19 protein-coding genes are annotated in these 22608 nt (G+C 45.6%); 18 read left to right on the plus strand and 1 reads right to left on the minus strand.

All coding sequences use genetic code 11. The features are described 5' to 3' along the window. Positions 1-3 precede the first annotated feature (3 nt). The 16 genes from rsmH (at position 4) to lpxC (ending at position 18612) form a co-directional block, all read left to right on the plus strand. Positions 4-954: a 16S rRNA (cytosine(1402)-N(4))-methyltransferase RsmH gene (rsmH, locus tag ICN33_RS05180; protein WP_216195089.1), complete on the plus strand. Its 951-nt coding sequence runs from the start codon at positions 4-6 to the stop codon at positions 952-954. Next, positions 951-1217, plus strand: a complete 267-nt coding sequence (ftsL, locus tag ICN33_RS05185) for a cell division protein FtsL (RefSeq protein WP_216195091.1) — start codon at positions 951-953, stop codon at positions 1215-1217. The genes rsmH and ftsL overlap by 4 nt, the downstream gene beginning before the upstream one ends. Beyond that, entirely contained in the window at positions 1214-2986 is a 1773-nt protein-coding gene (locus tag ICN33_RS05190) for a penicillin-binding protein 2 (RefSeq protein WP_216195093.1), read from the plus strand. Before ftsL ends, ICN33_RS05190 begins: the two co-directional genes overlap by 4 nt. Beyond that, a complete protein-coding gene (locus ICN33_RS05195; RefSeq protein WP_216195095.1) occupies positions 2983-4533 on the plus strand; it encodes a UDP-N-acetylmuramoyl-L-alanyl-D-glutamate--2,6-diaminopimelate ligase in 1551 nt (516 codons plus the stop codon). Before ICN33_RS05190 ends, ICN33_RS05195 begins: the two co-directional genes overlap by 4 nt. Next, entirely contained in the window at positions 4533-5981 is a 1449-nt protein-coding gene (murF, locus tag ICN33_RS05200) for a UDP-N-acetylmuramoyl-tripeptide--D-alanyl-D-alanine ligase (RefSeq protein WP_216195097.1), read from the plus strand. The genes ICN33_RS05195 and murF overlap by 1 nt, the downstream gene beginning before the upstream one ends. After that, positions 5972-7141, plus strand: coding sequence for a phospho-N-acetylmuramoyl-pentapeptide-transferase (mraY, locus tag ICN33_RS05205; RefSeq protein ID WP_216195099.1), 1170 nt, complete (start codon positions 5972-5974; stop codon positions 7139-7141). The genes murF and mraY overlap by 10 nt, the downstream gene beginning before the upstream one ends. Positions 7142-7154: 13 nt before the next feature. Next, the gene (murD, locus tag ICN33_RS05210) at positions 7155-8777 is read left to right on the plus strand and encodes a UDP-N-acetylmuramoyl-L-alanine--D-glutamate ligase (protein WP_370623228.1); all 1623 of its coding nucleotides are present in this window, start codon (positions 7155-7157) and stop codon (positions 8775-8777) included. Beyond that, positions 8774-10045 carry a putative lipid II flippase FtsW gene (gene ftsW, locus ICN33_RS05215; RefSeq protein WP_216195100.1) on the plus strand — a complete coding sequence of 424 codons (1272 nt, stop codon included), beginning with the start codon at positions 8774-8776 and terminating at the stop codon, positions 10043-10045. Before murD ends, ftsW begins: the two co-directional genes overlap by 4 nt. Next, positions 10042-11115: an undecaprenyldiphospho-muramoylpentapeptide beta-N-acetylglucosaminyltransferase gene (gene murG, locus ICN33_RS05220; RefSeq protein ID WP_370623229.1), complete on the plus strand. Its 1074-nt coding sequence runs from the start codon at positions 10042-10044 to the stop codon at positions 11113-11115. Before ftsW ends, murG begins: the two co-directional genes overlap by 4 nt. Further along, positions 11112-12548: a UDP-N-acetylmuramate--L-alanine ligase gene (gene murC / locus ICN33_RS05225; protein WP_216195102.1), complete on the plus strand. Its 1437-nt coding sequence runs from the start codon at positions 11112-11114 to the stop codon at positions 12546-12548. The genes murG and murC overlap by 4 nt, the downstream gene beginning before the upstream one ends. Continuing rightward, entirely contained in the window at positions 12541-13554 is a 1014-nt protein-coding gene (locus ICN33_RS05230) for a D-alanine--D-alanine ligase (RefSeq protein ID WP_216195104.1), read from the plus strand. The genes murC and ICN33_RS05230 overlap by 8 nt, the downstream gene beginning before the upstream one ends. After that, positions 13551-14408: a cell division protein FtsQ/DivIB gene (locus ICN33_RS05235; protein ID WP_216195106.1), complete on the plus strand. Its 858-nt coding sequence runs from the start codon at positions 13551-13553 to the stop codon at positions 14406-14408. The genes ICN33_RS05230 and ICN33_RS05235 overlap by 4 nt, the downstream gene beginning before the upstream one ends. A 9-nt stretch (positions 14409-14417) precedes the next feature. Continuing rightward, complete coding sequence (gene ftsA / locus ICN33_RS05240; RefSeq protein ID WP_216195108.1) at positions 14418-15647, plus strand: cell division protein FtsA; 1230 nt, start codon at positions 14418-14420, stop codon at positions 15645-15647. Between the two features lie 48 nt (positions 15648-15695). Then, positions 15696-17036: a cell division protein FtsZ gene (ftsZ, locus tag ICN33_RS05245; protein ID WP_216195110.1), complete on the plus strand. Its 1341-nt coding sequence runs from the start codon at positions 15696-15698 to the stop codon at positions 17034-17036. Positions 17037-17148: 112 nt separating this feature from the next. After that, positions 17149-17649, plus strand: coding sequence for a peroxiredoxin (locus ICN33_RS05250; protein WP_216195111.1), 501 nt, complete (start codon positions 17149-17151; stop codon positions 17647-17649). Positions 17650-17697: 48 nt separating this feature from the next. Then, positions 17698-18612 carry a UDP-3-O-acyl-N-acetylglucosamine deacetylase gene (gene lpxC / locus ICN33_RS05255; RefSeq protein WP_216195113.1) on the plus strand — a complete coding sequence of 305 codons (915 nt, stop codon included), beginning with the start codon at positions 17698-17700 and terminating at the stop codon, positions 18610-18612. Positions 18613-18643: 31 nt separating this feature from the next. On the opposite strand, the gene ICN33_RS05260 is transcribed toward lpxC, so the two are convergent. Next, a complete protein-coding gene (locus tag ICN33_RS05260) occupies positions 18644-19174 on the minus strand; it encodes a hypothetical protein (protein ID WP_255530665.1) in 531 nt (176 codons plus the stop codon). A 24-nt stretch (positions 19175-19198) separates the two neighbouring features. Here ICN33_RS05260 and secA point away from each other — a divergent pair, with 24 nt between their 5' ends. Both secA and ICN33_RS05270 read left to right on the plus strand, forming a co-directional pair. Beyond that, a complete protein-coding gene (gene secA, locus ICN33_RS05265) occupies positions 19199-21964 on the plus strand; it encodes a preprotein translocase subunit SecA (protein ID WP_216195115.1) in 2766 nt (921 codons plus the stop codon). Positions 21965-22136: 172 nt separating this feature from the next. After that, entirely contained in the window at positions 22137-22595 is a 459-nt protein-coding gene (locus ICN33_RS05270) for a (2Fe-2S)-binding protein (protein ID WP_216195117.1), read from the plus strand. The last annotated feature ends 13 nt before the right edge of the window (positions 22596-22608 follow it).

Below are 22608 nucleotides of genomic sequence, written 5' to 3' on the forward strand. Positions count from 1 at the left end.
GCCATGAACATAACTCATCGCCCAGTTTTACTGGCCGAGGCGGTGACGGCGCTAGTTGGCGGTCCGCTGATTCAAAATCAAGATGCAGCGAACCAAATTTTGGTGATCGATGGAACCTTTGGGCGCGGCGGTCACACACAAGCTTTGCTCAAGGAGCTAAATCCTGGGGCGCGCATGATTTCATTCGACAAGGATTTGGATGCGATCGCAGTAGCACAACAAATCAGCGATTCGCGGTTGAGGATTGTGCACGACAGTTTTGCACAGATGGATCAGTACGCGGAGGTGGAATCAGTCGATGGCATTTTGTTGGACTTGGGTATCAGTTCACCTCAAGTAGACGAAGCGCATCGGGGATTTTCTTTTCGCCGCGAAGGTCCGCTCGATATGCGGATGAATACCGATCAAGGTTTGACTGCAGCAGAGTGGTTGGAGCAAGCACCGCTAGAGGAAATCACACGGGTGATTAAGACTTACGGAGAAGAGCGCTTTGCATTTCAGATTGCGAAAGCTATTGTAGCTAAGCGCGAAGAAGGTTTGTCGCCAAAAACTACAACTGAGTTGGCCAATCTGGTGGCGAGCGTAGTGCGAACACGTGAAGTGGGTCAAGATCCTGCAACAAGAACTTTTCAAGCATTGCGCATTTTTATTAATCGAGAGTTAGAAGATTTGGAGCTCGGTTTAAAGGCGGCTTTGAAACTATTAAAGCCCGGCGCAAGACTTGCAGTCATTAGCTTTCATTCCCTTGAGGATCGCATTGTGAAGCAGTTTATGCAATCACATGCAAAGGTAGTAGTGCCTCGCGGTTTACCTGTGCGCGAAAAAGATTTGCCACAAAGCGCACTCAAAATTATTGGACGCATTAAGCCAAGTGATAGCGAGGTATCTGAGAATCCTCGCGCACGCTCAGCAATTATGCGCATAGCTGAGAAGCGCATGGATGAATTAGCATGAATCGTGCCACTTTTACTTTGCTCGCATTGCTATTGATTTGCGCTCTTTCATTGGTGGCGGCTCAGCAACGTGCTCGTAAGTTATTTATTCTTCAAGAGCGTGCACAAATTGAAGAGCGTAAATTAAATCAAGATTGGCTGCGTTTGGAGTATGAGCAACGCAACCTTTCAAAATCTGCGCGCATCCGTGATGTTGCACGCAATCAGCTTCACATGTCTCCGATTTCTCCCGAGCGCACTTTGTATTTGAAGGATGCTCAATGAGGCACGTTGGATTCTCTACTACGCCAAATTTAGTATTGCGCCTACCAATGTGGCGCTCGCGTTTGATGCTATTCCTCTTATTCTTTGTATTCATGATGCTGTTGCTTCGTGCGTTTTGGATTCAGGGTCCAGGAAATGCATTCTATGAAGCCAAAGGCGTACGTGGTACCCAGCGTGAATTAGAGTTGCCAGCAAGCCGCGGAAAAATTTTGGATCGCAATGGTCAGGTAATTGCAACCAGCTTAGAAGCTAAATCGGTCATCGCTTATAACGACACAGTCCCAGATGATTTAGCTGCAGATAAAGTGCAAAAGTTGGCGAGGCTTTTACAAATTAGTGAAGCTGAATTGCGCAAGAAATTAAAAGAAGAGCGCAAGCAGGTTTTCTTAAAGCGCCAAGTAGACCCAGCGGTAGCGCAGGAAATTAAACAGTTAGAAATCCCAGGTATTGGCTTGAACAATGAGTATCGTCGCTTCTACCCAGAAGGTGAGGCGATGGCTCACGTAGTTGGATTTACTAACGTTGAGGATCGCGGTCAAGAGGGTATGGAGCTCTCTAGGGAGAAAGAGTTAGCAGGTCATCCAGGTCAAAGACGTGTGGTGGTTGATCGTTTGGGTAGGGTGGTTGAAGATGTTGCCATTTTGCAGTTACCCCAAAACGGTAAGGACCTGAATCTTTCCATTGACAGCAAGATTCAATTCTTGGCTTATAACGCCGTGAAAGATGCCGTTGAAAAGCATCATGCTAAGGCCGGTGGTGCTGTAGTGCTTGATACCCAAACGGGCGAGATTTTGGCACTAGCAAATTACCCCAGTTATAACCCGAATGATCGAAAGTTTTTGACTGGTGAGCAATTACGTAATCGTGTATTGACCGATACATTTGAACCTGGTTCCACCATAAAGCCGCTAACCATAGCAATTGCTTTAGAAAAGGGCGCGGTCAAGCCTGAAACGAATATGGTGATTGGTGCGAAATATTTGGTTGGTCCCAAACCAATTACAGATACGCATCCTTACGACAACTTAACAGTTGCACAAATTATTCAAAAGTCTAGCAACATCGGTACTGCAAAGATTGCAATGAATAATCTCTCTGCTGAAGAGATGTGGGACTTTTATACCGCCGTTGGTTTGGGTCAAGCTCCAAAAATTGGTTTCCCTGGCGCAGTTGCTGGCACAGTGCATCCCTTCAAGAAATGGATGCCTACAGATCAAGCACGTATTGCGTTTGGTTACGGTATTTCTGCTTCACTTTTCCAAGTAGCTCGCGCATATACCGTTTTTGCTCGTGATGGTGAATTAGTACCCTTGACCATTGAGCGTAGCCCAGACTTCAAACCAGGCACTAAAGTGCTCTCTCCAAAAACAGCAATTGAAATGCGCAACATGATGGAAGCGGTTACTGAGCCTGGAGGTACTGCAATTAAAGCGCAGGCTGAAGGGTTCCGTGTTGGCGGTAAGACTGGAACAGCGCATAAGTTAGTTGGTAAAGGCTATGGCAATAAATACCGCGCCTATTTTGCGGGATTGGCGCCAATTAGCGCCCCTCGTATTGTTGTTGCGGTAATGATTGATGAGCCTACTGGCGGAAGCCATTATGGTGGTGATGTAGCTGCACCAGTGTTTTCAACCATTGTGAGTGAAACATTACACACATTAAATGTTTTGCCTGACAGCAAAGTAAAGCAAATGGTATTGCAGGATAAGAGTCCTCAAGAGATTCAAACTGCTAGTGCTCAAGCTCAACCTGTGGTTTTGAAGCGATGAGGGTGGACTTGAAAATAGACACCAATCATTTGATTGACCATTTACATACTCTGGCGAATTCTTCCGCAAAAGTGTGTGCGGATAGTCGCCAGATGATGTCTGGCGATATCTTTTTTGCCTACTCGGTAGGTCATGGCAATGCTTTGCGCGATGGTCGCCAATTCATTCACGCTGCTTTAGATGTGGGCGCGTCTGCTGTAGTCTTTGATCCAGAGGGTATGGACAATCAATGGATTGATCATCCACAATGTTTTGCAGTTGATAATCTTGCTGCAAAAGCAGGTGAGCTATGCGCACAATGGTATGGCTACCCGAGCAAAGAATTAAAAATCATCGGCGTCACCGGTACAAATGGGAAGACCAGTATTACGCAATGGCTATCCCAAGCTTTAGATGCTACCAATCATCGCACTGCAGTTTTAGGTACCTTAGGTACTGGCTTTCCAGGTTCATTAGTACAAACTGGCTACACCACGCCAGACGCACCTAAATTGCAGACTCAGCTAGCAGAGTTGCGCAATTCTGGAGCAAGACAAGTAGCGATGGAAGTGTCTTCGCATGCATTGCATCAAGAAAGAATAGCCGGGACCGAATTCAATTGTGCGGTGTTCACTAATCTGACTCAGGATCATTTGGATTACCACGGCAGCATGGCTGAATATGCCGAGGCAAAAGCTAAATTATTTCACCAAGCTGGTCTTGAGCATGTAGTCATCAATTTAGATGATGCCTTTGGTCGTGAGTTAGCCATGAATTTATTGATGAAAGAGGGCTTGAAAGTCTGGGCATACGCATTATCCCAATCTGCATTCAAGGGCTTTGAAAAATTTGGCGATCGTTTACAAACTATTTATGCAAAAGATGTCTTATTAAGTGGTGCAGGCTATAAATCAAGCTTTATCTGGGGTGGAGTAGGAAGCGTTGAACTACACATTCCATTATTGGGTGAATTTAATATAAGCAATGCACTTGCTGTATGGACGGTATTGCTAACGCAGGGCATTAACCAGGAAGAGGCTGCTAAAAAAGTCAGTCAATTACAGCCGGTACTTGGCCGTATGGAGCTCATTCGCTTGGGCAAATATCAAAAGACAGATGGCTTGTTGGCAGTGGTAGATTACGCACACACTCCTGATGCACTAGAAAAAACGCTCCAAGCATTACGCCCTATTGCAGAACAACGTGGTGGAAAAATCTGGTGCGTGTTTGGTTGTGGCGGTGATCGTGATGCCGGCAAGCGTTCGCTCATGGGTACCGTTGCCGAGCAAAATGCCGATCACATTCTGATTACTAGCGATAATCCTCGCTCAGAAGATCCGCAGGTCATCATGCAGATGATTCGCAATGGCATGAAGGCGGACGCACTAAATATTCAAATGATTGCCGATCGTGCGGCAGCCATAATGGCTGCAATTCGTCATGCTGATGCGTGCGATATTGTTTTGGTTGCTGGTAAAGGTCATGAGACCACTCAAGAGATCAATGGTAAGAAGTTTGATTTCTCTGACCAAGAGCATATTCGCTTAGCGGCTGGAGGTGGAGTCTGATGTCCATCATGACAAATCTTGCGCAAGCCCAGTCCATGTTGCCTGGAAGTACATTGGTTAATACCTCTTTAGAGGCCGCTCGGGAAATACCTATTTCTCGAGTGGGTACAGACAGTCGTCAGATCGATCGTAATGAATTTTTTGTTGCCTTAGTTGGTGAACGTTTTGATGCACATGATTTTTTATCTGATGTAGCTAAGGCTGGTGCTGGTGCCGCTCTCATTAGTTCTCAAGATAAATGCCCGCCAGATCTGCCTGCTATTTGTGTTTCAAATACTCGTATTGGACTAGGAAATTTGGCAAAAGCATGGCGTGCTAATCATCCTATTCCTTTGGCATTGGTTACCGGTAGCAATGGAAAGACCACTGTAAAAGAAATGATCGCCTCTATTTTTAAGGCTGCAGTTGGTGAGCAACATACTTTGGTCACTAAAGGGAACCTAAATAACGATATAGGTTTGCCATTAACGCTATTAAAACTGCGTTCTACAGATCTTCTTGCAGTCGTTGAGCTTGGCATGAATCACCCTGGTGAAACAGCGCAGTTAGCTGCTATTGCACAAGCGAATATTGCATTAATTAATAATGCTCAACGAGAGCATCAGGAATTTATGGCAACTGTAGCGGCCGTGGCTGAGGAACATTCTGATGCTATTCGTGCTTTACCAGTTGATGGTGTTGCCGTATTTCCAGCGGATTCTGAATTTTCAAATGTTTGGCGCCAAGCTGCTGCCGGGCGTCAAGTGATTGATTTTGTACTGTTATCAGCGCAGGGAAAAGCCTCAGCTTCAGTAACTGGGAGTCTATTAAGCAATGGATTGGTACAGATACAAACAGCACAAGGCACCATCGAAGTTCAGTTAAATACTTTGGGTAGCCACAATGTTCGTAATGCTTTGGCTGCAAGTGCCGTAGGAATAGCCGCTGGTGTAAGTCTCGAAAAAATTAAGCAGGGTCTCGAGTCTTTCTCACCAGTTAATGGACGTATGCAAGCAAAGGTGATTGATTCAAATCACACCTTAATTGACGATAGCTATAACGCTAATCCTGATTCCGTAAGAGCTGCTATTGATGCGCTAAAACAATCAGGCAATTTGTCTTGGTTGATTTTGGGTGATATGGGTGAAGTCGGCAATCAAGGTCCAGAGTTTCATCGAGAGGTCGGCGCTTATGCCGCTGAGCAGGGAGTATCAAAACTTTTTTCCCTAGGGGGGCAATGTCAGTTTGCTCTTCAAGGATTTAATGACGCTGTCAGCAAACATGCGACCAAATCTAGCGCAATACATTTTTCCGATATGGATGCTCTGATCGCACACTTAAAAGATGCGTTGCATGCACAGTCTGGCGGTAGCAATCAACATTTAAATATTTTGGTTAAAGGTTCACGGTTTATGCGTATGGAGCGTGTAGTACAGGCCCTGTTAGAGGAGGCTAAAACATGCTCTTAATGTTAGCGCAATGGTTGCAAGATGACTTTGGATTCTTTAGGGTGTTTAACTACATCACCTTTAGAGCGGTGATGGCAACAGTAACAGCATTGTTGATCGGCTTGGCAGCAGGCCCTTGGGTGATTCGTAAATTGGCCGCATTAAAAATGGGTCAGGCAGTCCGCACTGATGGACCACAAACTCATTTAGTGAAAACAGGTACGCCAACAATGGGTGGCGTTCTGATTTTGATTGGCATCTTTATTTCATGCATGTTGTGGGCTGATCTAAGCAATCGATTTATTTGGATTGTGATGATTGTTACTTTTGGATTTGGCTTAGTAGGCTGGGTAGATGACTACCGTAAGGTGGTCTACAAAGATCCCAAAGGAATGGCCTCAAGAGAGAAATTTTTCTGGCAAACCTTAATTGGTTTATTTGCTGCAATTTATCTAGCGTTCTCTGTTTCTGAAGTAAACAACCTCAAAGTATTGCAATTGTTTTACGAGTGGCTCAGAAGCGGATTCGCTTTAGATCTGCCTGCAAAGAGTAATTTGCTGATCCCATTCATGAAAGAAATTAGCTATCCATTAGGTGTAATGGGCTTCATTATTTTGAGCTACTTGGTGATTGTTGGTAGCAGCAATGCCGTCAACCTAACCGATGGTCTTGATGGTCTTGTCATCATGCCGGTAATTTTGGTAGGAGCTGCTTTGGGTGCCTTTGCCTATGTGATGGGTAATGCAATTTATGCAAAGTATCTCCTTTTTCCTTACATTCCAGGCGCTGGTGAGTTAATGATTTTCTGCGGAGCCATGGGTGGTGCTGGCTTAGCCTTCCTTTGGTACAACACACACCCAGCACAAGTATTTATGGGTGATGTCGGTGCGCTAGCTCTGGGTGGGGCGCTTGGCACTATCGCCGTTATTGTGCGCCAAGAAATTGTGCTCTTTGTAATGGGTGGCGTTTTCGTTGCTGAAACCGTCTCAGTCATGCTTCAAGTATTTTGGTTTAAGTTCACCAAAAAACATTTTGGCGAGGGCCGTCGTATTTTTCGAATGGCACCGCTACATCACCATTTTGAATTAGGTGGCTGGAAGGAGACGCAGGTAGTAGTGCGTTTCTGGATCATCACCATTCTTTTAGTCTTAATTGGCTTGTCTAGCTTGAAGTTACGGTAATCCAAAAGTAAATATGTTGATCTTAGAAAACACCTTTGCAAATTCAGCCTTTATGGCTGATGAAGGCTATCAAGCACCACACCGATTCCTGATATTGGGATTGGGTGAGTCTGGCGTGGCTATGGCTAAGTGGTGCTTACGCAATGGCGCAGAGCTACGTTTAGCGGATACGCGAGACCAATCAACATTCACTGAACGTCAAAATGCTTGGTTAGAAGAACTCCGAATTGCTGGACTCAAAGATATTTGTTTTGGTCCTTTGGGTGATGACTTGCTCAAAAATATTGATGTAATTGGCATTAGCCCAGGTTTATCGCCACTACAAGAGCCTACTCAGTCTTTTTTGGCTAAGGCTGAAGAGGCTGAAATTGATGTTTGGAGCGAGATTGAATTTTTTGCTAGAGCTATTTCTTCGTTAAGTCGCATGGCTCAGGCGGAAGAATCTGGCTATAACACTGCAGTATTGGCAATTACCGGCACCAATGGAAAAACAACCACTACTGCATTAACCGGACAGCTCTGTGAGCGTGCTGGCAAGAAAGTGGCCGTAGCAGGAAACATTAGTCCAGCTGCCCTAGAAAAGCTCATGAGTTGCTTGGATCTGGCAGATCACGTTGTAGATATGCCAGACATATGGGTGCTAGAGCTATCTAGCTTCCAATTGACCTATACCCATACATTCAATGCAACTGCAGCAACGATCCTGAATGTTACCCAAGACCATTTGGATTGGCACGGTGATATGCAATCTTACGCAGATGCAAAGTCAAGGATTTTTGGTGTTGATACGGTATGTATTCTGAATCGTGATGATTCTATTGTGATGGGTTTGCTTTCTGAAGAGCAAAAAGCAAATAAATCGATTGTGACTTTTGGCTCTAACCGTCCAGACGAGCAAGGTGCTTTTGGTATAGAGCATGACTTACGTGCAGGTGGAATTGATTGGCTGGTGTGGGCCGAAGTAGATGAAGATGTTGAGCCTAAACCTAAGCGTCGTCGAAAGTCTGCAGTCGTTGAGGAGGATGAGCCATTAAGACTCAAGCGCTTGATTCCAGCCGATGCTCTCAGAATTCGCGGTCGTCACAATGCATTAAATGCCTTAGCTGCGCTTGCCTTAGCGCGTGCTGCTAATTTACCGATGAATGTACTGTTGCATGGCTTACGTGATTACCATGGCGAGCCACATCGTGTACAAAGCATTGCGATCGTTAGAGACGTTGAGTATGTGGATGATAGTAAAGGTACCAATGTTGGCGCTACTGTTGCTGCATTAAATGGTCTAGGTAACAACGAATCAGGGAAACGAATTTGGTTAATAGCTGGCGGTGAGGGTAAAGGACAAGATTTCAGCCCATTACGTGAACCAGCTTTACGTTTTGTTAAAGGCGCCTTCTTAATTGGTAAGGATGGTGCAGCAATAGGTCAGGCCCTAGGCATCGATATTCAGAGCGTGCATTGCGGTGATCTGAAGTCCGCAGTACAGGCAGCGGCAGCTAAAGCGGTATCAGGAGATTTAGTTCTACTATCTCCCGCATGCGCAAGCTTAGATCAGTTCCGTGATTATGTTGAGCGAGCTCAAGTATTTGCTGCAGAAGTTGAAGAGTTGGGAATGCAATTTGATGGAGTTCAGGCATGAACTTAAAAGAGAAATTATTTCCTGAAAATCGCCTTGGACTAAATCGCTTCTGGAGTTTTTCCCGCGGTGGGATTGATAACTTCCGAACTGGCTTGCGAGATGCTGTGTCAGGTGTAGAGCAAACCCGTTCAAGAATGATGGATTATGACCAGTTACTCGTATGGGCAATTCTTTCGCTGATGTTAATTGGTCTAGTGATGGTGTACTCCGCCTCAATTACTTTGGCCGATGGGCCTAAGTACGCTAACTACAGTAGTAATTTTTTCCTGATTCGTCACGTAATTTCTTTGGCGATTGCGATTGGTGTTGGAATCTGGACTTTTAAGATACCTACTAAGGTCTGGGATCGTTATTCGCCAGTGATTTTTGGATTTACTGTTTTATTACTCATTGCGGTTTTGATTCCTGGAGTGGGTAAAGGGGTGAATGGCGCTAAGCGATGGATTCCGTTGGGCTTGATGAACTTTCAACCATCCGAGTTGATGAAATTTGCTGCAGTGATTTTTGCGGCAAGCTATACCGTCCAGCGCCAGGAATATCTTCACTCCTTTGTTAAGGGCATGTTGCCCATGGGCATTGCGGTTGCTCTGGTGGGCGGTTTGCTGATGGCTGAGCCTGATATGGGCGCATTCGTAGTGGTCGCCTTGATTGCATTTGGCATTCTCTTTTTGGGCGGCATTAATGCCAAGTTATTTGGTGGTTTGATTGCCGTTGGTCTGATGAGTGGCGCAACCATGATTGCACTCTCTCCATTTCGTCGTGGACGTATGTTGGCTTTTATGGATCCATGGCAAGTCGACAATGCTGCTAATAAGGGCTATCAATTAACTCATTCACTAATGGCATTTGGCCGTGGTGAATGGTTTGGAACAGGTCTTGGCGGTAGCGTGGAAAAACTACACTACTTACCAGAAGCGCATACCGATTTCATCATGGCAGTAATTGGTGAAGAGCTAGGCTTTGTTGGTGTAGTAGTCATGATCTTCTTGTTTTATTGGATCGTACGTCGAGCCTTCTTAATTGGCCGCACTGCTTTGCAACTAGACCGCAGCTTTGCAGGACTGGCCGCTAAGGGCGTTGCAATTTGGATTGGTTGGCAGGCCTTTATCAATATGGGCGTGAATCTGGGGCTTCTTCCAACGAAAGGTTTGACTTTACCTTTGGTAAGTTATGGCGGCTCTGGAATTTTGATGAATGCTATAGCTGTTGCGATGTTGTTGCGTATTGATTTTGAAAACCGCATCCTCATGCGTGGAGGGAAGCTGTGACAAAACCCTCAATTTTGGTGATGGCCGGTGGTACTGGTGGGCATATTTTCCCAGGCCTTGCTGTTGCCGAATATTTGCGGATTTGCGGTTGGAATGTTTCTTGGTTGGGTAACCAAGCTGGCATGGAATATCGCCTCGTCAAATCTTGCGATTTTCCTTTTGAGTCAGTTGAATTTGGCGGTCTACGTGGCAAGGGATTAAAGGCAAAGTTGATGCTGCCTATCAACCTTATACGGGCATGTTTTCAAAGCTGGAAAATTATGCGCCGAGTAAAGCCGAATGTTGTTTTAGGAATGGGTGGTTATATTACATTCCCTGGCGGTTTAGTCACTAAGTTTTTGAAGCGCCCCTTGGTTTTGCATGAATCAAATTCAGTTGCAGGTAGCGCGAATCGGGCATTAAGCAAGATTGCTATGCGGACTCTCACTGGATTTCCAGAAACAATGGAACGCGCTGAGTGGGTAGGCAATCCTATTCGTGAAGAATTCGATCATATGCTTTTGCCTTCAGTTCGTTATGAACAGCGTCAGGGGCCTTTATCTATATTGGTAGTAGGCGGTAGCTTGGGTGCCGCAGCCTTAAATGAAAATATTCCTGCTGCTCTGGCATTAATACCAGTGGAGTCACGCCCTAAAGTAATTCATCAGGCGGGCGTTAAGCATTTAGCAGATCTGCAAAAACGATATTCCGACTTAGCTGTAACAGCAGATATTCGCCCTTTTATTGATGACATGCCTGCTGCGTATTCACAGGCTGATTTAGTAATTTGTCGCTCAGGTGCTATGACGGTTTCTGAAATTGCAGCTTGTGGTGTTGCGTCTTGCCTTATTCCTTTTCCATTTGCAATTGATGATCATCAAACTGCGAATGCACAGTTTTTATCAAGCGCCAATGCCGCGGTTTTATTGCCACAGCAACTGCTAAATCCACAGGATTTAGCAATGATGATTCAAAACTTAAATCGTACAGAATTAAAAGAGATGGCATTGCGTGCGCATGCCTTAGCAAAACCACACGCTACTCAGCGAGTAGCTGAAGTGTGTGCAGACTGTGCAGGGGTAGGCATATGAAACATATCGTTCAGCAAATTCACTTTATCGGTATCGGTGGTGCTGGCATGAGCGGTATTGCTGAAGTACTGCTCAACTTGGGCTATCAAGTTTCAGGATCAGATTTGGCTGATGGTGCAGTCACTAAGCGTCTTAGAGAATTGGGCGCGCTAATTCATATTGGTCATGACCCCAAAAATATTGGTACTGCCGAGGCTGTAGTGATATCTACTGCCGTTGCAGGCAATAACCCGGAAGTTTTAGCTGCACGCGCAGCGAAGGTTCCAGTGATTCAGCGTGCGGTGATGTTGGGTGAGTTAATGCGCCTCAAGCAAGGTATTGCAATTGCTGGAACGCACGGCAAAACAACTACTACTAGTTTAGTAGCATCAGTTTTAGCTGAAGGTGGCCTGGATCCGACATTTGTGATTGGTGGCAAGCTCAATTCAGCTGGTGCCAATGCACGCCTGGGACGAGGTGATTTTATTGTTGTTGAGGCGGATGAATCAGATGCCTCTTTCTTGCAGTTATTCCCTGCAATGGAAGTAGTGACTAATATCGATGCTGATCATATGGATACCTATCAGCACGATATGGCCCGCTTGAAGCAAGCATTTGTGCAGTTTATTCAACGCATGCCGTTTTATGGCGTAGCAGTACTTTGCATTGATGATGCCAATGTGCGCGACATTATTCCATTTGTATCTCAGCCGGTACTGCGTTATGGCTTATCAGAGGATGCCGATATTCGCGCAAGCAATGTTCGTGCAGAAGGCACTCAGATGCACTTCACGGTTGACCGACGTACTGTACGTAGACATGGCAATAAACCTGGACCGTTAAACGTCACACTGAACTTGCCTGGTTTGCATAACGTTTGCAACGCCTTGGCTGCTATTGGGATTGCGACAGAGCTGGGCGTTGGTGACGAAGCAATTATCAAAGCGCTGTCTGAGTTTGGCGGTGTTGGCCGTCGCTTCCAGCGTTATGGAGAAATTCCTCTAGCGTCTGGTGGAAGCTTTACCTTGATCGATGATTATGGACATCATCCTGTTGAGATGGCTGCAACGCTAGCTGCAGCGAGAGGCGCTTACCCAGATCGTCGCTTAGTCTTGGCATTTCAGCCACATCGCTTCACTAGAACTCGCGATTGCTTCGGTGAATTTGTTCAAGTTCTCAAAAATTTTGATGCCTTGGTATTGACCGACGTATATCCAGCAGGCGAAGCAAAAATTCCAGGCGCTGATAGCAAAAGCTTAATGAAAGCTGCTATTGCTGAAGATAAGAACTCCAAAACCTTATTAAATACGAGTGCGGTTGCCTATGCTGCAAATGTTGTGGACATGCCAGAAATATTGAGTCAAGTTTTAAAAGATGGAGATGTATTAATCACAATGGGTGCAGGATCAATTTCTGCTTTGCCACATACGCTGTCGGAGGCAAAGAATGTCTAAGGTAGGTGCTAATTTGAGTTCTTGGGGTGATCGCGTTAAGTCCAGCTTAGCTAGTTTGGACCTCAATTCTTTAGGTCGCGTTGGCGTATTGCTAGGCGGTAAATCTGGTGAGAGAGAAATCTCTCTTATGTCTGGTAATGGTGTATTAGAGGCTTTGCGCTCAAAAGGGGTTGATGCCCATGGATTTGATACAGGTTTGCGTTGCCCTACCGAATTAGCCAAAGAAAATTTTGATCGCATATTCATTTCTTTGCACGGTCGCTATGGTGAAGATGGAACTATTCAAGGCCTATTGGAATTATTAGGTATTCCATATACCGGCAGTGGTGTGTTAGCTTCTGCTTTAGCAATTGACAAGATTGTGACTAAGCAAGTCTGGATTAGTAATGGACTCGCTACACCTGAGTACGAAGAGTTAACGACTGATAGCGATTGGAATGCGGTTGTCCAGCATTTGGGCTTGCCATTAATTGTGAAGCCTGCCCATGAGGGCTCTTCTTTAGGCTTAACAAAAGTTAAATCAGTAGATGAGTTGCCGGCTGCTTATAAGCTAGCTGCTGGATTGGATAAAAAAGTGATTGCCGAGACTTGCATCATTGGTGACGAGTTAACTTGCCCATTGGTTGGTCAGGGTATGGCGGCAGAAGCTTTGCCGGTGATCAAAATTATTCCACCACAAGCAAATTACGATTTTCATAATAAATATTTCTCTGACGAAACTCAGTACCTGTGCCCGACTGGACTTGCACCTGAAGTCAATGCAGTTGTTCAGGAATTAGCCTTGGCTGCATATAAAGCATTGGGTTGTCGTACCTGGGGACGTGCGGATGTGATGTTGGATCAAAAGACTGGTAAGCCCTACTTACTGGAGATGAATACTTCCCCTGGCATGACTTCTCATTCTTTGGTGCCTATGGCTGCTAAAGCTGCTGGCATTGAGTATGCGGACTTAGTGCTTTGGATACTAAGTCAAACATTGCGGCAAAAAGAGGGCGTTCCTGCATGAGTAACTTCATGGACCGTTTCGGTGAAATTTTCTCGATGCTGATGTCTCCGCTTTGGAATCATTCGGAGCGGATGGAGAAGTTGAGTCGTTTGTTGATGCGTTGCTTTACCGTAATGCTAGTGATTGGTATCTTGGTTTGGCTTAGTCAGCGCCCAGTATTTGCTTTGAAGCAAATTCAAATTGAACCAGTTGCTGGTCAAGTACTAAAACATATTAATAAGCCCATCGTGAAGCAGCAGGTATTAGAAACGGTGCAAGGTAATTTCTTTAGTGTTCGATTGGAAGATGTAAAGCGTGGTTTTGAAAGCATGCCTTGGGTCAGGCATGCGAATGTCCGTCGTGTCTGGCCAAATGGATTGGTGGTGAGTATTGAAGAGCAGAAACCTTTTGGCACATGGGGTGGCGCTGAAAGTCACACCCTCATGAATACCCATGGTGAACTCTTTACTGGGCGTGTATCGGAAGTCGGTGACGATGTACGCATTGTTGATTTTTCAGGCCCTGCAGATGCTGGTAAAGAAGTCATGAGTCTTTATGACAAAGCTAACAATTGGTTTAAGCCGTGGGGCGCAGAGGTAATTAGCCTTGCTCTTACTGAGCGCTATGCATGGCATGTAAGGCTTTCCAATGGGATGAAGGTTGAGTTTGGGCGTGATGAAGAAAGCTCCGATAAAAATTTAACGGAAGAGCGTGTTGCGCGCTTATTTAAGTATTGGCCACAAGTGCAAGAGAAGTGGACAAATCGAGTAGATGCAGTCGATTTGCGATATGCAAATGGTTTTGCAGTTCATCTTGCTTCTGCAAGTGTGAAAAAGAATGATGTAGACGGCAGAAAAAGTGAGTTGAAGCAATGAGGAATGTTAATGAGTAAAGACAATCGCGATATTTTGGTTGGTTTAGATATTGGAACTTCCAAGGTTGTAGCCTTGGTTGCTGAATTAGCTCCTGACGGTCAATTCAATGTGGTTGGTGTTGGCCAAACTGCATCCAAAGGACTAAAGAAGGGGGTTGTAGTCAATATTGAAGCAACTGTTCAGTCGATTCAGAAGGCGCTTGAAGAGGCTGAGGTAATGGCTGATCGCCAGATCGTGCAAGTATTTACAGGTATCGCTGGTAACCATATTGTGAGTTTTAACTCCAGTGGCATGGTTGCCATTCGTGATAAAGAGGTTGGCTCTGGAGACGTTGAGCGTGTTCTGGAGACGGCAAAAGCAATCAATATTCCAACCGATCAGCAGATTCTGCACATCCTCGTTCAAGAATTCATTATTGATGGTCAGGAAGATGTACGAGAACCAATTGGTATGAGTGGCCTGCGCTTAGAAGTAAAGGTGCACATTGTTACTGGGGCCGTTAGCGCTGCACAAAATATTGTGAAGTGTGTACGTCGTTGTGGTCTCGAAGTAAATGATTTGATATTGCAACCTTTGGCTTCAAGCTTAGCGGTGTTAACTGAAGATGAAAAAGAGCTTGGCGTTGTATTGGTTGATATTGGTGGCGGTACAACCGATATTGCAATTTACTGTCAAGGTTCAATTCGTCATACCGCGGTTATTCCAATTGCAGGCGATCAAATTACTAATGACATTGCTATGGCATTACGCACCCCAACGATTGATGCCGAGGATTTAAAGATTGCTCATGGTATTGCTCGTCAAGAGATGGCCGATCCGGCTGCCATGATTGATGTACCTGGTGTTGGTGATCGTGAGCCACGCCCTATGTCAAAGCAGGCTCTGGCAGCAGTCATTGAGCCTCGTGTTGAAGAGTTATTTACCTTAGTAAGAGGTGTAGTGCGTGACTCTGGCTATGAAGACATGGTTTCTTCAGGAATCGTTTTAACCGGTGGCACTGCATTAATGCCTGGCATGGTGGAGTTGGCTGAGCAAGTCTTTTTGCGTCCCGCTCGAATTGGTACGCCTGAATATCGTGGACATTTGCATGAGGTTTTACGTAGCCCAAGATATGCCACCAGTATAGGTTTGCTGATGGAAGGCCAAGCGCAATTGCTCCGGGGCCGTCGCGTTTCTCAATCTGGCGCGTTGCAAGGTGTTATCTCGCGCATGAAGGAATGGTTTGCAGGAAATTTTTAAGGTTTTTTCGTCGTCGTCAATGTAGTACGTATTTACCTAGGAGGGTATATGGAATTTGAAATGTTAGATCAAGAAACAGCTGGCAAGACCATTATTAAAGTGGTTGGAGTCGGTGGCGCTGGTGGCAATGCTGTCCAGCACATGATCCGTCGCGGTGTTAACGGCGTAGAGTTCATTTGCATGAACACCGATGCGGGCGCTTTGCAGCGTTCGGAAGCATCTGTGAATTTGCAACTGGGTTCTAGCGGATTGGGTGCGGGGGCTAAACCAGAAATCGGTGCAGCTTCAGCTGAAGAGGCTCGTGCACGTATTGCCGATACCTTGCAAGGTGCACACATGGTATTTATCACTGCAGGTATGGGTGGCGGAACGGGAACTGGGGCAGCCCCAATCGTGGCTCAAGTAGCCAAAGAAATGGGTATCCTAACCGTTGGTGTGATTAGCAAGCCCTTCGATTTTGAGGGTGTGAAGCGCTTAAAGGTTGCAGAAAATGGGGCCGCTGAACTCGAATCTTATGTAGATTCACTGATTGTTGTGCTCAACGAGAAACTCTTTGAAGTGATGGGTGAAGATGCTGAGTTCGACAAAGCATTTGCTTGCGCAGATGATGTGTTGCATAACGCAGTATCTGGTATCGCTGAAATCATCAATGTTCAAGGTTTAATTAACGTTGACTTTGAAGATGTGAAAACAGTCATGGGTGAGCAAGGTAAAGCCATGATGGGAACAGCTACTGTTTCTGGCATGGATCGTGCGCGCTTAGCGGCTGAAGCTGCAGTTGCATCACCGTTGCTCGAAGGCGTAGATCTATCTGGTGCACGTGGCGTATTGGTGAATATCACTGCTAGCCGTTCATTAAAGTTGTCTGAGACTCGTGAAGTTATGGCGGCGATTCGTGGTTATGCCGCCGATGACGCAACCGTCATTTTCGGTACTGTGTATGACGAGACCTTAGGTGATGCATTACGTGTAACGGTTGTTGCTACAGGCTTGAACAATCCTCAGGCTCGTAAAAACAACCAGCCTGAAGTAGTTTGGAGACAGGCTACTGGTACGCATGATGCAATGCCGACGATGGCAGACCTCAATAGCTTTGCTCCTGCCAGTGCATCAGCGGCAATGAGTAAAGTGAGCTTGGACTCACCGTTAAGTACTAGCGCGGGTTTAGCCTTAACTGGATCTGGTAGTGCTCCAGCAATGGCGGCTCAACCAGCAAGTACTGGCGTTGACTATAGCCAGTATGATTTGCCGCGAGTTTTTCGTAGCTCTCGCGAAGCGACTCCTGCGCCTACATTAGGTGCAGATAGTTCTCCTCAGGCTAAATCCATGTTGGATAAAGGGGCTGATTACTATGAAATTCCAGCCTTTTTACGTAAGCAAGCAGATTAATTGACTGCTTAATACAATAGTTAATTGCGTAATGCCAGCGCGGCGCCCCTCCGGACGACGAATCCCGCGCTTGCGTTGGCATGCTTACTAACAATTATTTATTGGAGATGTCATGATTGCAGTTGGACAAAAATTACCTAACGCTACTCTTTATGAGTTTATGAATGAAGAGAGCGAAGGCTGCTCCTTAGGGCCAAATGCTTTTGAAGTTGAAAAGATTGCAGCTGGAAAAAAGATTGTGTTGTTTGCATTGCCTGGTGCATTTACACCGACATGCTCAGCAAAGCATGTACCTGGTTACGTCGAGCATTTTGATGCGATTAAAGCCAAGGGCGTTGATGAGATTTGGTGTGTTTCTGTAAATGATCCATTTGTAATGGGTGCATGGGGACGCGATCAAAAGGTTGGCAAGAAAATTCGCATGTTGGGCGATGGTAGTGCGGAGTTCACCAAAAAGTTGGGTCTAGAGTTGGATTTAACAGCTCGAGGTTTTGGTGTTCGTTCAGATCGCTATGCCATGATTATTGAAGATGGCGTTGTGAAGTCATTAGACCGCGAAGCTCCTGGTAAGTTTGAAGTGAGTGATGCCGCTTCTATTCTCAAAAAGCTGTAATTCGATTTATTTAAATAACTAACACCCCCTGAATTTAGAAATCTAAACATGATGAAGCAACGCACTATCGCCACTCCGGTTAAGACCGTGGGGATTGGCTTGCATTCTGGTCGCAAGGTGACGATTTCTATTAAGCCTGCACCAGTAAATTCAGGGGTTCAATTTGTTAGAGTAGATACGCCTGAACAGTCGGTTATACCTGCAACAGCTTTAGCTGTATGTGACACAAGACTTGCCTCGGTTATTCAAAAGGATGGCGTCCGTGTTTCTACTGTAGAGCATCTGCTTTCAGCTTGTGCGGGTCTTGGCCTTGATAATTTATTTATTGAGCTTGATGGGGAAGAAGTGCCCATCATGGATGGTAGTGCCGCTTCATTCTTATTCTTAATCGAATCTGCTGGTATTGCAGAGCAAGATGCGCCACGTCAATTTGTGGTGATTAAAAAACCAGTAGAGGTTCGCGAAGGTGACAAGCTTGCGCGCTTAGAGCCATTCTTTGGTTTTAAGTTGGACTTCACGATTGACTTTAAGCATCCAGCTGTTGATAAAACTGGCCAACGGTTTGTGGTGGATTTTGCAGAACAAGCTTACCGCAGTGAAATTGGTCGCGCACGTACATTTGGATTTGCGCATGAAGTAGAGGCATTACGCGAAATGGGGTTAGCTCGTGGCGGTAGTTTGGACAACGCGATTGTTTTGGACGAGCATCGAATTTTGAATAACGAAGAGCTTCGTTATGAAGATGAATTTGTGCGCCACAAAATCTTGGATGCGATTGGCGATCTGTACCTTATTGGCCATCCTATTGTTGGGGCTTATATTGCTGAGAAGTCAGGTCACGCCCTCAATAACGCACTTTTACGTAAGCTTTTGGAAGATCCAAGTGCTTATGAAATCAGCTCCTTTGCTGAAAATAAAGCTCCGGCAGCCTATTCTCAGGAAAGCCAACCCCTCTTTTTTTAAGTGGCACTAAGTGGGCTGAAGTGATCTTTGGCTACTTTGGTTTGTTTTTGAGCAGTTTCTCGATAGAAGAGCGCAAACCTGAGTCTGGGTCTAATTTCTCCAATAGTGACTCCCAAGACTTTTTGGCGACCTCATTTAGTCCTTGTGGTCTCTCGCGCTGAGTAGCTAAACGGGGTTTAACCTCCCATGCAGGCGGGGCCGGTTTCACGCGTACTTTTACTGCCTTGCAGGACAGCCCAGTTTTAGTTAACTCATTGATTAAGCTAGGTAATATTTGCTGTAAGCGGGTTGCGATACTGGCGCTGCTGACCAGTAAGAACAGCTCATCTTGCGAGCCTGAGCGCCATCCAGCTTCTATTTTTGAGCACAGATGCCCTAAATCAAGCTTTGTCAGTGCTGCGTTAATAATCGTCTTGAGTTTGGCTAGATCCTCAGTTTTGGCCAAAATTTCCCCTAGACCATCGGATTCTCGCAGGTAATCCATCCAGTCATGGGCTTTGTGCTTGCGGGACGGTTTAGGAGCAAAGTTCATAGAAAATGGGGTTACGGGTGATAAACTCAAGGACTTAATTTTCTTCAATATCCCATGGTAATCGGTCTTCTTAAAACCCTGGTCGGCAGTCGTAACGACCGCCTCTTAAAACAGTATCGCAAAGTCGTTGCCAAGGTCGGCGCTTTTGAAGCGAGCCTGCAATCTTTGGATGATGCTGCTCTTGCTGCAAAAACTGCAGAATTCAAGTCACGTCTTGCTGGCGGTGAGTCCTTGGACGACATCGCAGCCGAAGCTTTTGCGGTAGTTCGCGAGGCTAGTACACGCGTGATGAAGATGCGCCACTTTGATGCGCAGATTTTGGGCGGCTTAGCCTTGCATCAAGGCAAGATTGCCGAGATGGGTACAGGCGAGGGAAAAACATTAACAGCAACTCTTCCAGTCTATTTAAATGCTTTGACTGGCAAAGGTGTGCACGTTGTAACGGTCAATGATTATTTAGCGCAGCGTGATGCTGAGTGGATGGCCAAGTTGTATAACTTCTTAGGCATGAAGGTAGGCGTGAACTTATCCCAAATGGATCACACTACTAAGCAAGAGGCTTATGCCGCTGATATTACTTACGGCACCAATAACGAATTTGGTTTCGATTACTTGCGCGACAACATGGTTCAGGATTTGGATCAGCGTGTACAGCGTGGTTTAGCTTATGCAATTGTTGACGAAGTTGACTCTATTTTGATTGATGAGGCTCGTACACCCTTAATCATCTCTGGTCAGGCAGAAGATCACACTGATCTCTATATCAAGATTAATGCCCTACCTTCTCACTTAGAGCGTCAAATTGGAGAAGAGAAGGCCGACGGTTCTGGCGTTGAAAAGCCGGGCGACTACTGGGTAGACGAGAAGTCGCAGCAGGTTTATTTGACAGAGCAAGGTCATGACAAGGCCGAAAATGTATTAGTTCAGCTTGGAGCGCTCAACGATGGTGATTCTCTCTATGCGCCACAAAACATTACGTTAATGCACCACGTGTATGCAGCTTTGCGTGCACATTCTCTTTATCACCGCGATCAACATTACGTTGTTCAAAATGGCGAAGTCATCATCGTAGATGAATTTACTGGCCGTTTGATGCAAGGTCGTCGTTGGTCTGATGGATTACATCAGGCTGTTGAGGCTAAAGAGGGAGTGCAGATTCAGAATGAGAATCAGACTTTAGCTACTATCACTTTCCAAAATTATTTCCGCATGTATGGCAAGTTGGCCGGCATGACTGGTACTGCTGATACAGAGGCATATGAATTTAAAGAAATCTATAACTTAGAAACGGTTGTGATTCCTCCAAATCGCATTAGCCAAAGAAAAGACAAGCAAGATCAGATCTATAAGTCTTCTCAGGAGCGCTATGACGCGGTTATTAAAGACATTGAAGATTGCTATGAGCGTAGCCAGCCAGTATTGGTGGGTACCACTTCGATTGAAAACTCTGAATTGATTGCTAACTTGTTGGATCAGCGCAAATTGCCGCACCAAGTCTTGAATGCGAAGCAGCATGCGCGTGAGGCGGAAATCATTGCACAAGCTGGTCGTCCAAAAATGATCACGATTGCTACCAATATGGCGGGTCGTGGTACTGACATTGTTTTGGGTGGCAATGTAGGCAAGCAGTCATCCTTAATTGAAGCTGATGACACGCTTTCTGATGCTGATAAGGCAGCCAAGATTAAACAATTGCAGGATGAGTGGCAGGGTATTCATGATCAAGTTTTGGAGGCTGGTGGATTGCACATCATTGGCACCGAACGTCACGAGAGCCGTCGTATTGATAATCAGTTAAGAGGCCGTTCAGGTCGTCAGGGTGATCCTGGCTCCTCTCGCTTCTACCTTTCATTAGATGATGCGCTTTTACGCATTTTTGCAGGCGATCGTTTACGTGCTGTGATGGATCGACTCAAGATGCCAGACGGTGAGCCGATTGAAGCTGGAATGGTGACTCGTTCTATTGAGTCTGCACAGCGCAAGGTTGAGGGCCGTAACTTTGATATTCGTAAGCAATTACTTGAATATGACAACGTTGCTAATGATCAGCGTAAAGAAACTTACCGCCTCAGAAATGAAGTGCTTGAGAGCGCTGATATTGGTGAGTTAATTGCCAATTTGCGTGAAGATGTCTTGCGTTCGGTTTGCTCGGTTTATGTTCCCTTGGAGTCTATGGAGGAACAGTGGGACTTAGCTGGATTAGAAAATGTCCTAGCTAGTGAATGGGGTCTGACGATCGATCTGAGAAATTGGGTTGAAGGTGCTGAGACAGTAGATGATGCAGAAATTGTTGAGCGCGTATTGCAGGCCGCTAAAGATGCCTACGATGCGAAGGTGGAACTTTCCGGACGCGAGTCTTTTGCTGGTTTCGAACGCTCAGTTCTTCTATATAGCTTAGATAGTCATTGGCGTGAGCATCTGGCTGCCTTGGATCATTTGCGTCAAGGTATTCATCTGAGGGGTTATGCGCAGAAGGATCCTAAGCAGGAATATCGTCGCGAAGCTTTTGAGCTGTATGGCGAGTTGCTTGGTGTTATTAAGAATGATGTTGTGAAAAGCATCATGACTGTACAGATTCGAAGTGCGAGCGAGCTGGATCAGGCCTCAGAGTCAATAAATGAGGATTTGGCAAAACTTTCGGATGTTCAGTATCAACATGCAGATCCTGAGAAAGAGGTTGCTGGATCAACAGGTGATCGTGGTGCTGCTATTGATATTCAGCCGGCGGCTACACGAGTTGGACCGAAGGTTGGTCGTAATGATCCCTGTACTTGCGGCAGTGGTAAGAAGTATAAGAATTGTTGCGGTGCGTTAGCATAGAGTAAAAGCTCTCATTCGATAGTGATGAAATGGCTTAGTTCACTCTGAGCCATTTTTCTTGGTGGAATCCCTAATTATCAGAACTCCCTCATATTCTGTAGATCTGTCATGATTTGTAAGTGCAAAAAATTTACTTCGTTTTCAAAATTTCAAATCTAATTAAGGGGGCGTTATGGCCATTTCTTTCACACTTAATGGTAAAGCTGTCAATTTCGATGGAGATCCTGAAACGCCTATTCTCTGGGTCTTACGTGACCATTTAGATGTGACCAGCCCAAAGTATGGCTGTGGCGCAGGACTTTGTGGTGCATGTACCGTTCACTTAGAGGGTGCCGCCATCCGTTCTTGCTCTACCCCTGTATCTGCTGCAGGAGGCAAGTCGGTTACTACGCTCGAGGGTTTGGCTGCAAAGGTTGGAAAGGCGCTTCAAGACGCTTGGATAGAGTTTGATGTGCCTCAGTGTGGATATTGTCAGACTGGGCAAATGATGTCTGCGGCTGATTTATTGGCAAAGAAAAAACAGCCCAGTAGCGATGATATTAAAAATGCAATGAGCGGAAATATTTGTCGCTGCGGAACTTATTCTCGCATTGAAAAAGCAGTAAAACGCGCTGCAGATAAATTGGCTTAAGGGATAAAGATCA

The organism is Polynucleobacter sp. UB-Tiil-W10, from assembly GCF_018881605.1.
Taxonomy (GTDB): domain Bacteria; phylum Pseudomonadota; class Gammaproteobacteria; order Burkholderiales; family Burkholderiaceae; genus Polynucleobacter.

What these genes read in the sequence shown, in the direction of transcription:
- rsmH (WP_216195089.1), top strand. Translation starts at nt 4, where the DNA reads ATGAACATAACTCATCGCCCAGTTTTACTGGCCGAGGCGGTGACGGCG.
- ftsL (WP_216195091.1), top strand. Translation starts at nt 951, where the DNA reads ATGAATCGTGCCACTTTTACTTTGCTCGCATTGCTATTGATTTGCGCT.
- ICN33_RS05190 (WP_216195093.1), top strand. Translation starts at nt 1,214, where the DNA reads ATGAGGCACGTTGGATTCTCTACTACGCCAAATTTAGTATTGCGCCTA.
- ICN33_RS05195 (WP_216195095.1), top strand. Translation starts at nt 2,983, where the DNA reads ATGAGGGTGGACTTGAAAATAGACACCAATCATTTGATTGACCATTTA.
- murF (WP_216195097.1), top strand. Translation starts at nt 4,533, where the DNA reads ATGTCCATCATGACAAATCTTGCGCAAGCCCAGTCCATGTTGCCTGGA.
- mraY (WP_216195099.1), top strand. Translation starts at nt 5,972, where the DNA reads ATGCTCTTAATGTTAGCGCAATGGTTGCAAGATGACTTTGGATTCTTT.
- murD (WP_370623228.1), top strand. Translation starts at nt 7,155, where the DNA reads ATGTTGATCTTAGAAAACACCTTTGCAAATTCAGCCTTTATGGCTGAT.
- ftsW (WP_216195100.1), top strand. Translation starts at nt 8,774, where the DNA reads ATGAACTTAAAAGAGAAATTATTTCCTGAAAATCGCCTTGGACTAAAT.
- murC (WP_216195102.1), top strand. Translation starts at nt 11,112, where the DNA reads ATGAAACATATCGTTCAGCAAATTCACTTTATCGGTATCGGTGGTGCT.
- ICN33_RS05230 (WP_216195104.1), top strand. Translation starts at nt 12,541, where the DNA reads ATGTCTAAGGTAGGTGCTAATTTGAGTTCTTGGGGTGATCGCGTTAAG.
- ICN33_RS05235 (WP_216195106.1), top strand. Translation starts at nt 13,551, where the DNA reads ATGAGTAACTTCATGGACCGTTTCGGTGAAATTTTCTCGATGCTGATG.
- ftsA (WP_216195108.1), top strand. Translation starts at nt 14,418, where the DNA reads ATGAGTAAAGACAATCGCGATATTTTGGTTGGTTTAGATATTGGAACT.
- ftsZ (WP_216195110.1), top strand. Translation starts at nt 15,696, where the DNA reads ATGGAATTTGAAATGTTAGATCAAGAAACAGCTGGCAAGACCATTATT.
- ICN33_RS05250 (WP_216195111.1), top strand. Translation starts at nt 17,149, where the DNA reads ATGATTGCAGTTGGACAAAAATTACCTAACGCTACTCTTTATGAGTTT.
- lpxC (WP_216195113.1), top strand. Translation starts at nt 17,698, where the DNA reads ATGATGAAGCAACGCACTATCGCCACTCCGGTTAAGACCGTGGGGATT.
- secA (WP_216195115.1), top strand. Translation starts at nt 19,199, where the DNA reads ATGGTAATCGGTCTTCTTAAAACCCTGGTCGGCAGTCGTAACGACCGC.
- ICN33_RS05270 (WP_216195117.1), top strand. Translation starts at nt 22,137, where the DNA reads ATGGCCATTTCTTTCACACTTAATGGTAAAGCTGTCAATTTCGATGGA.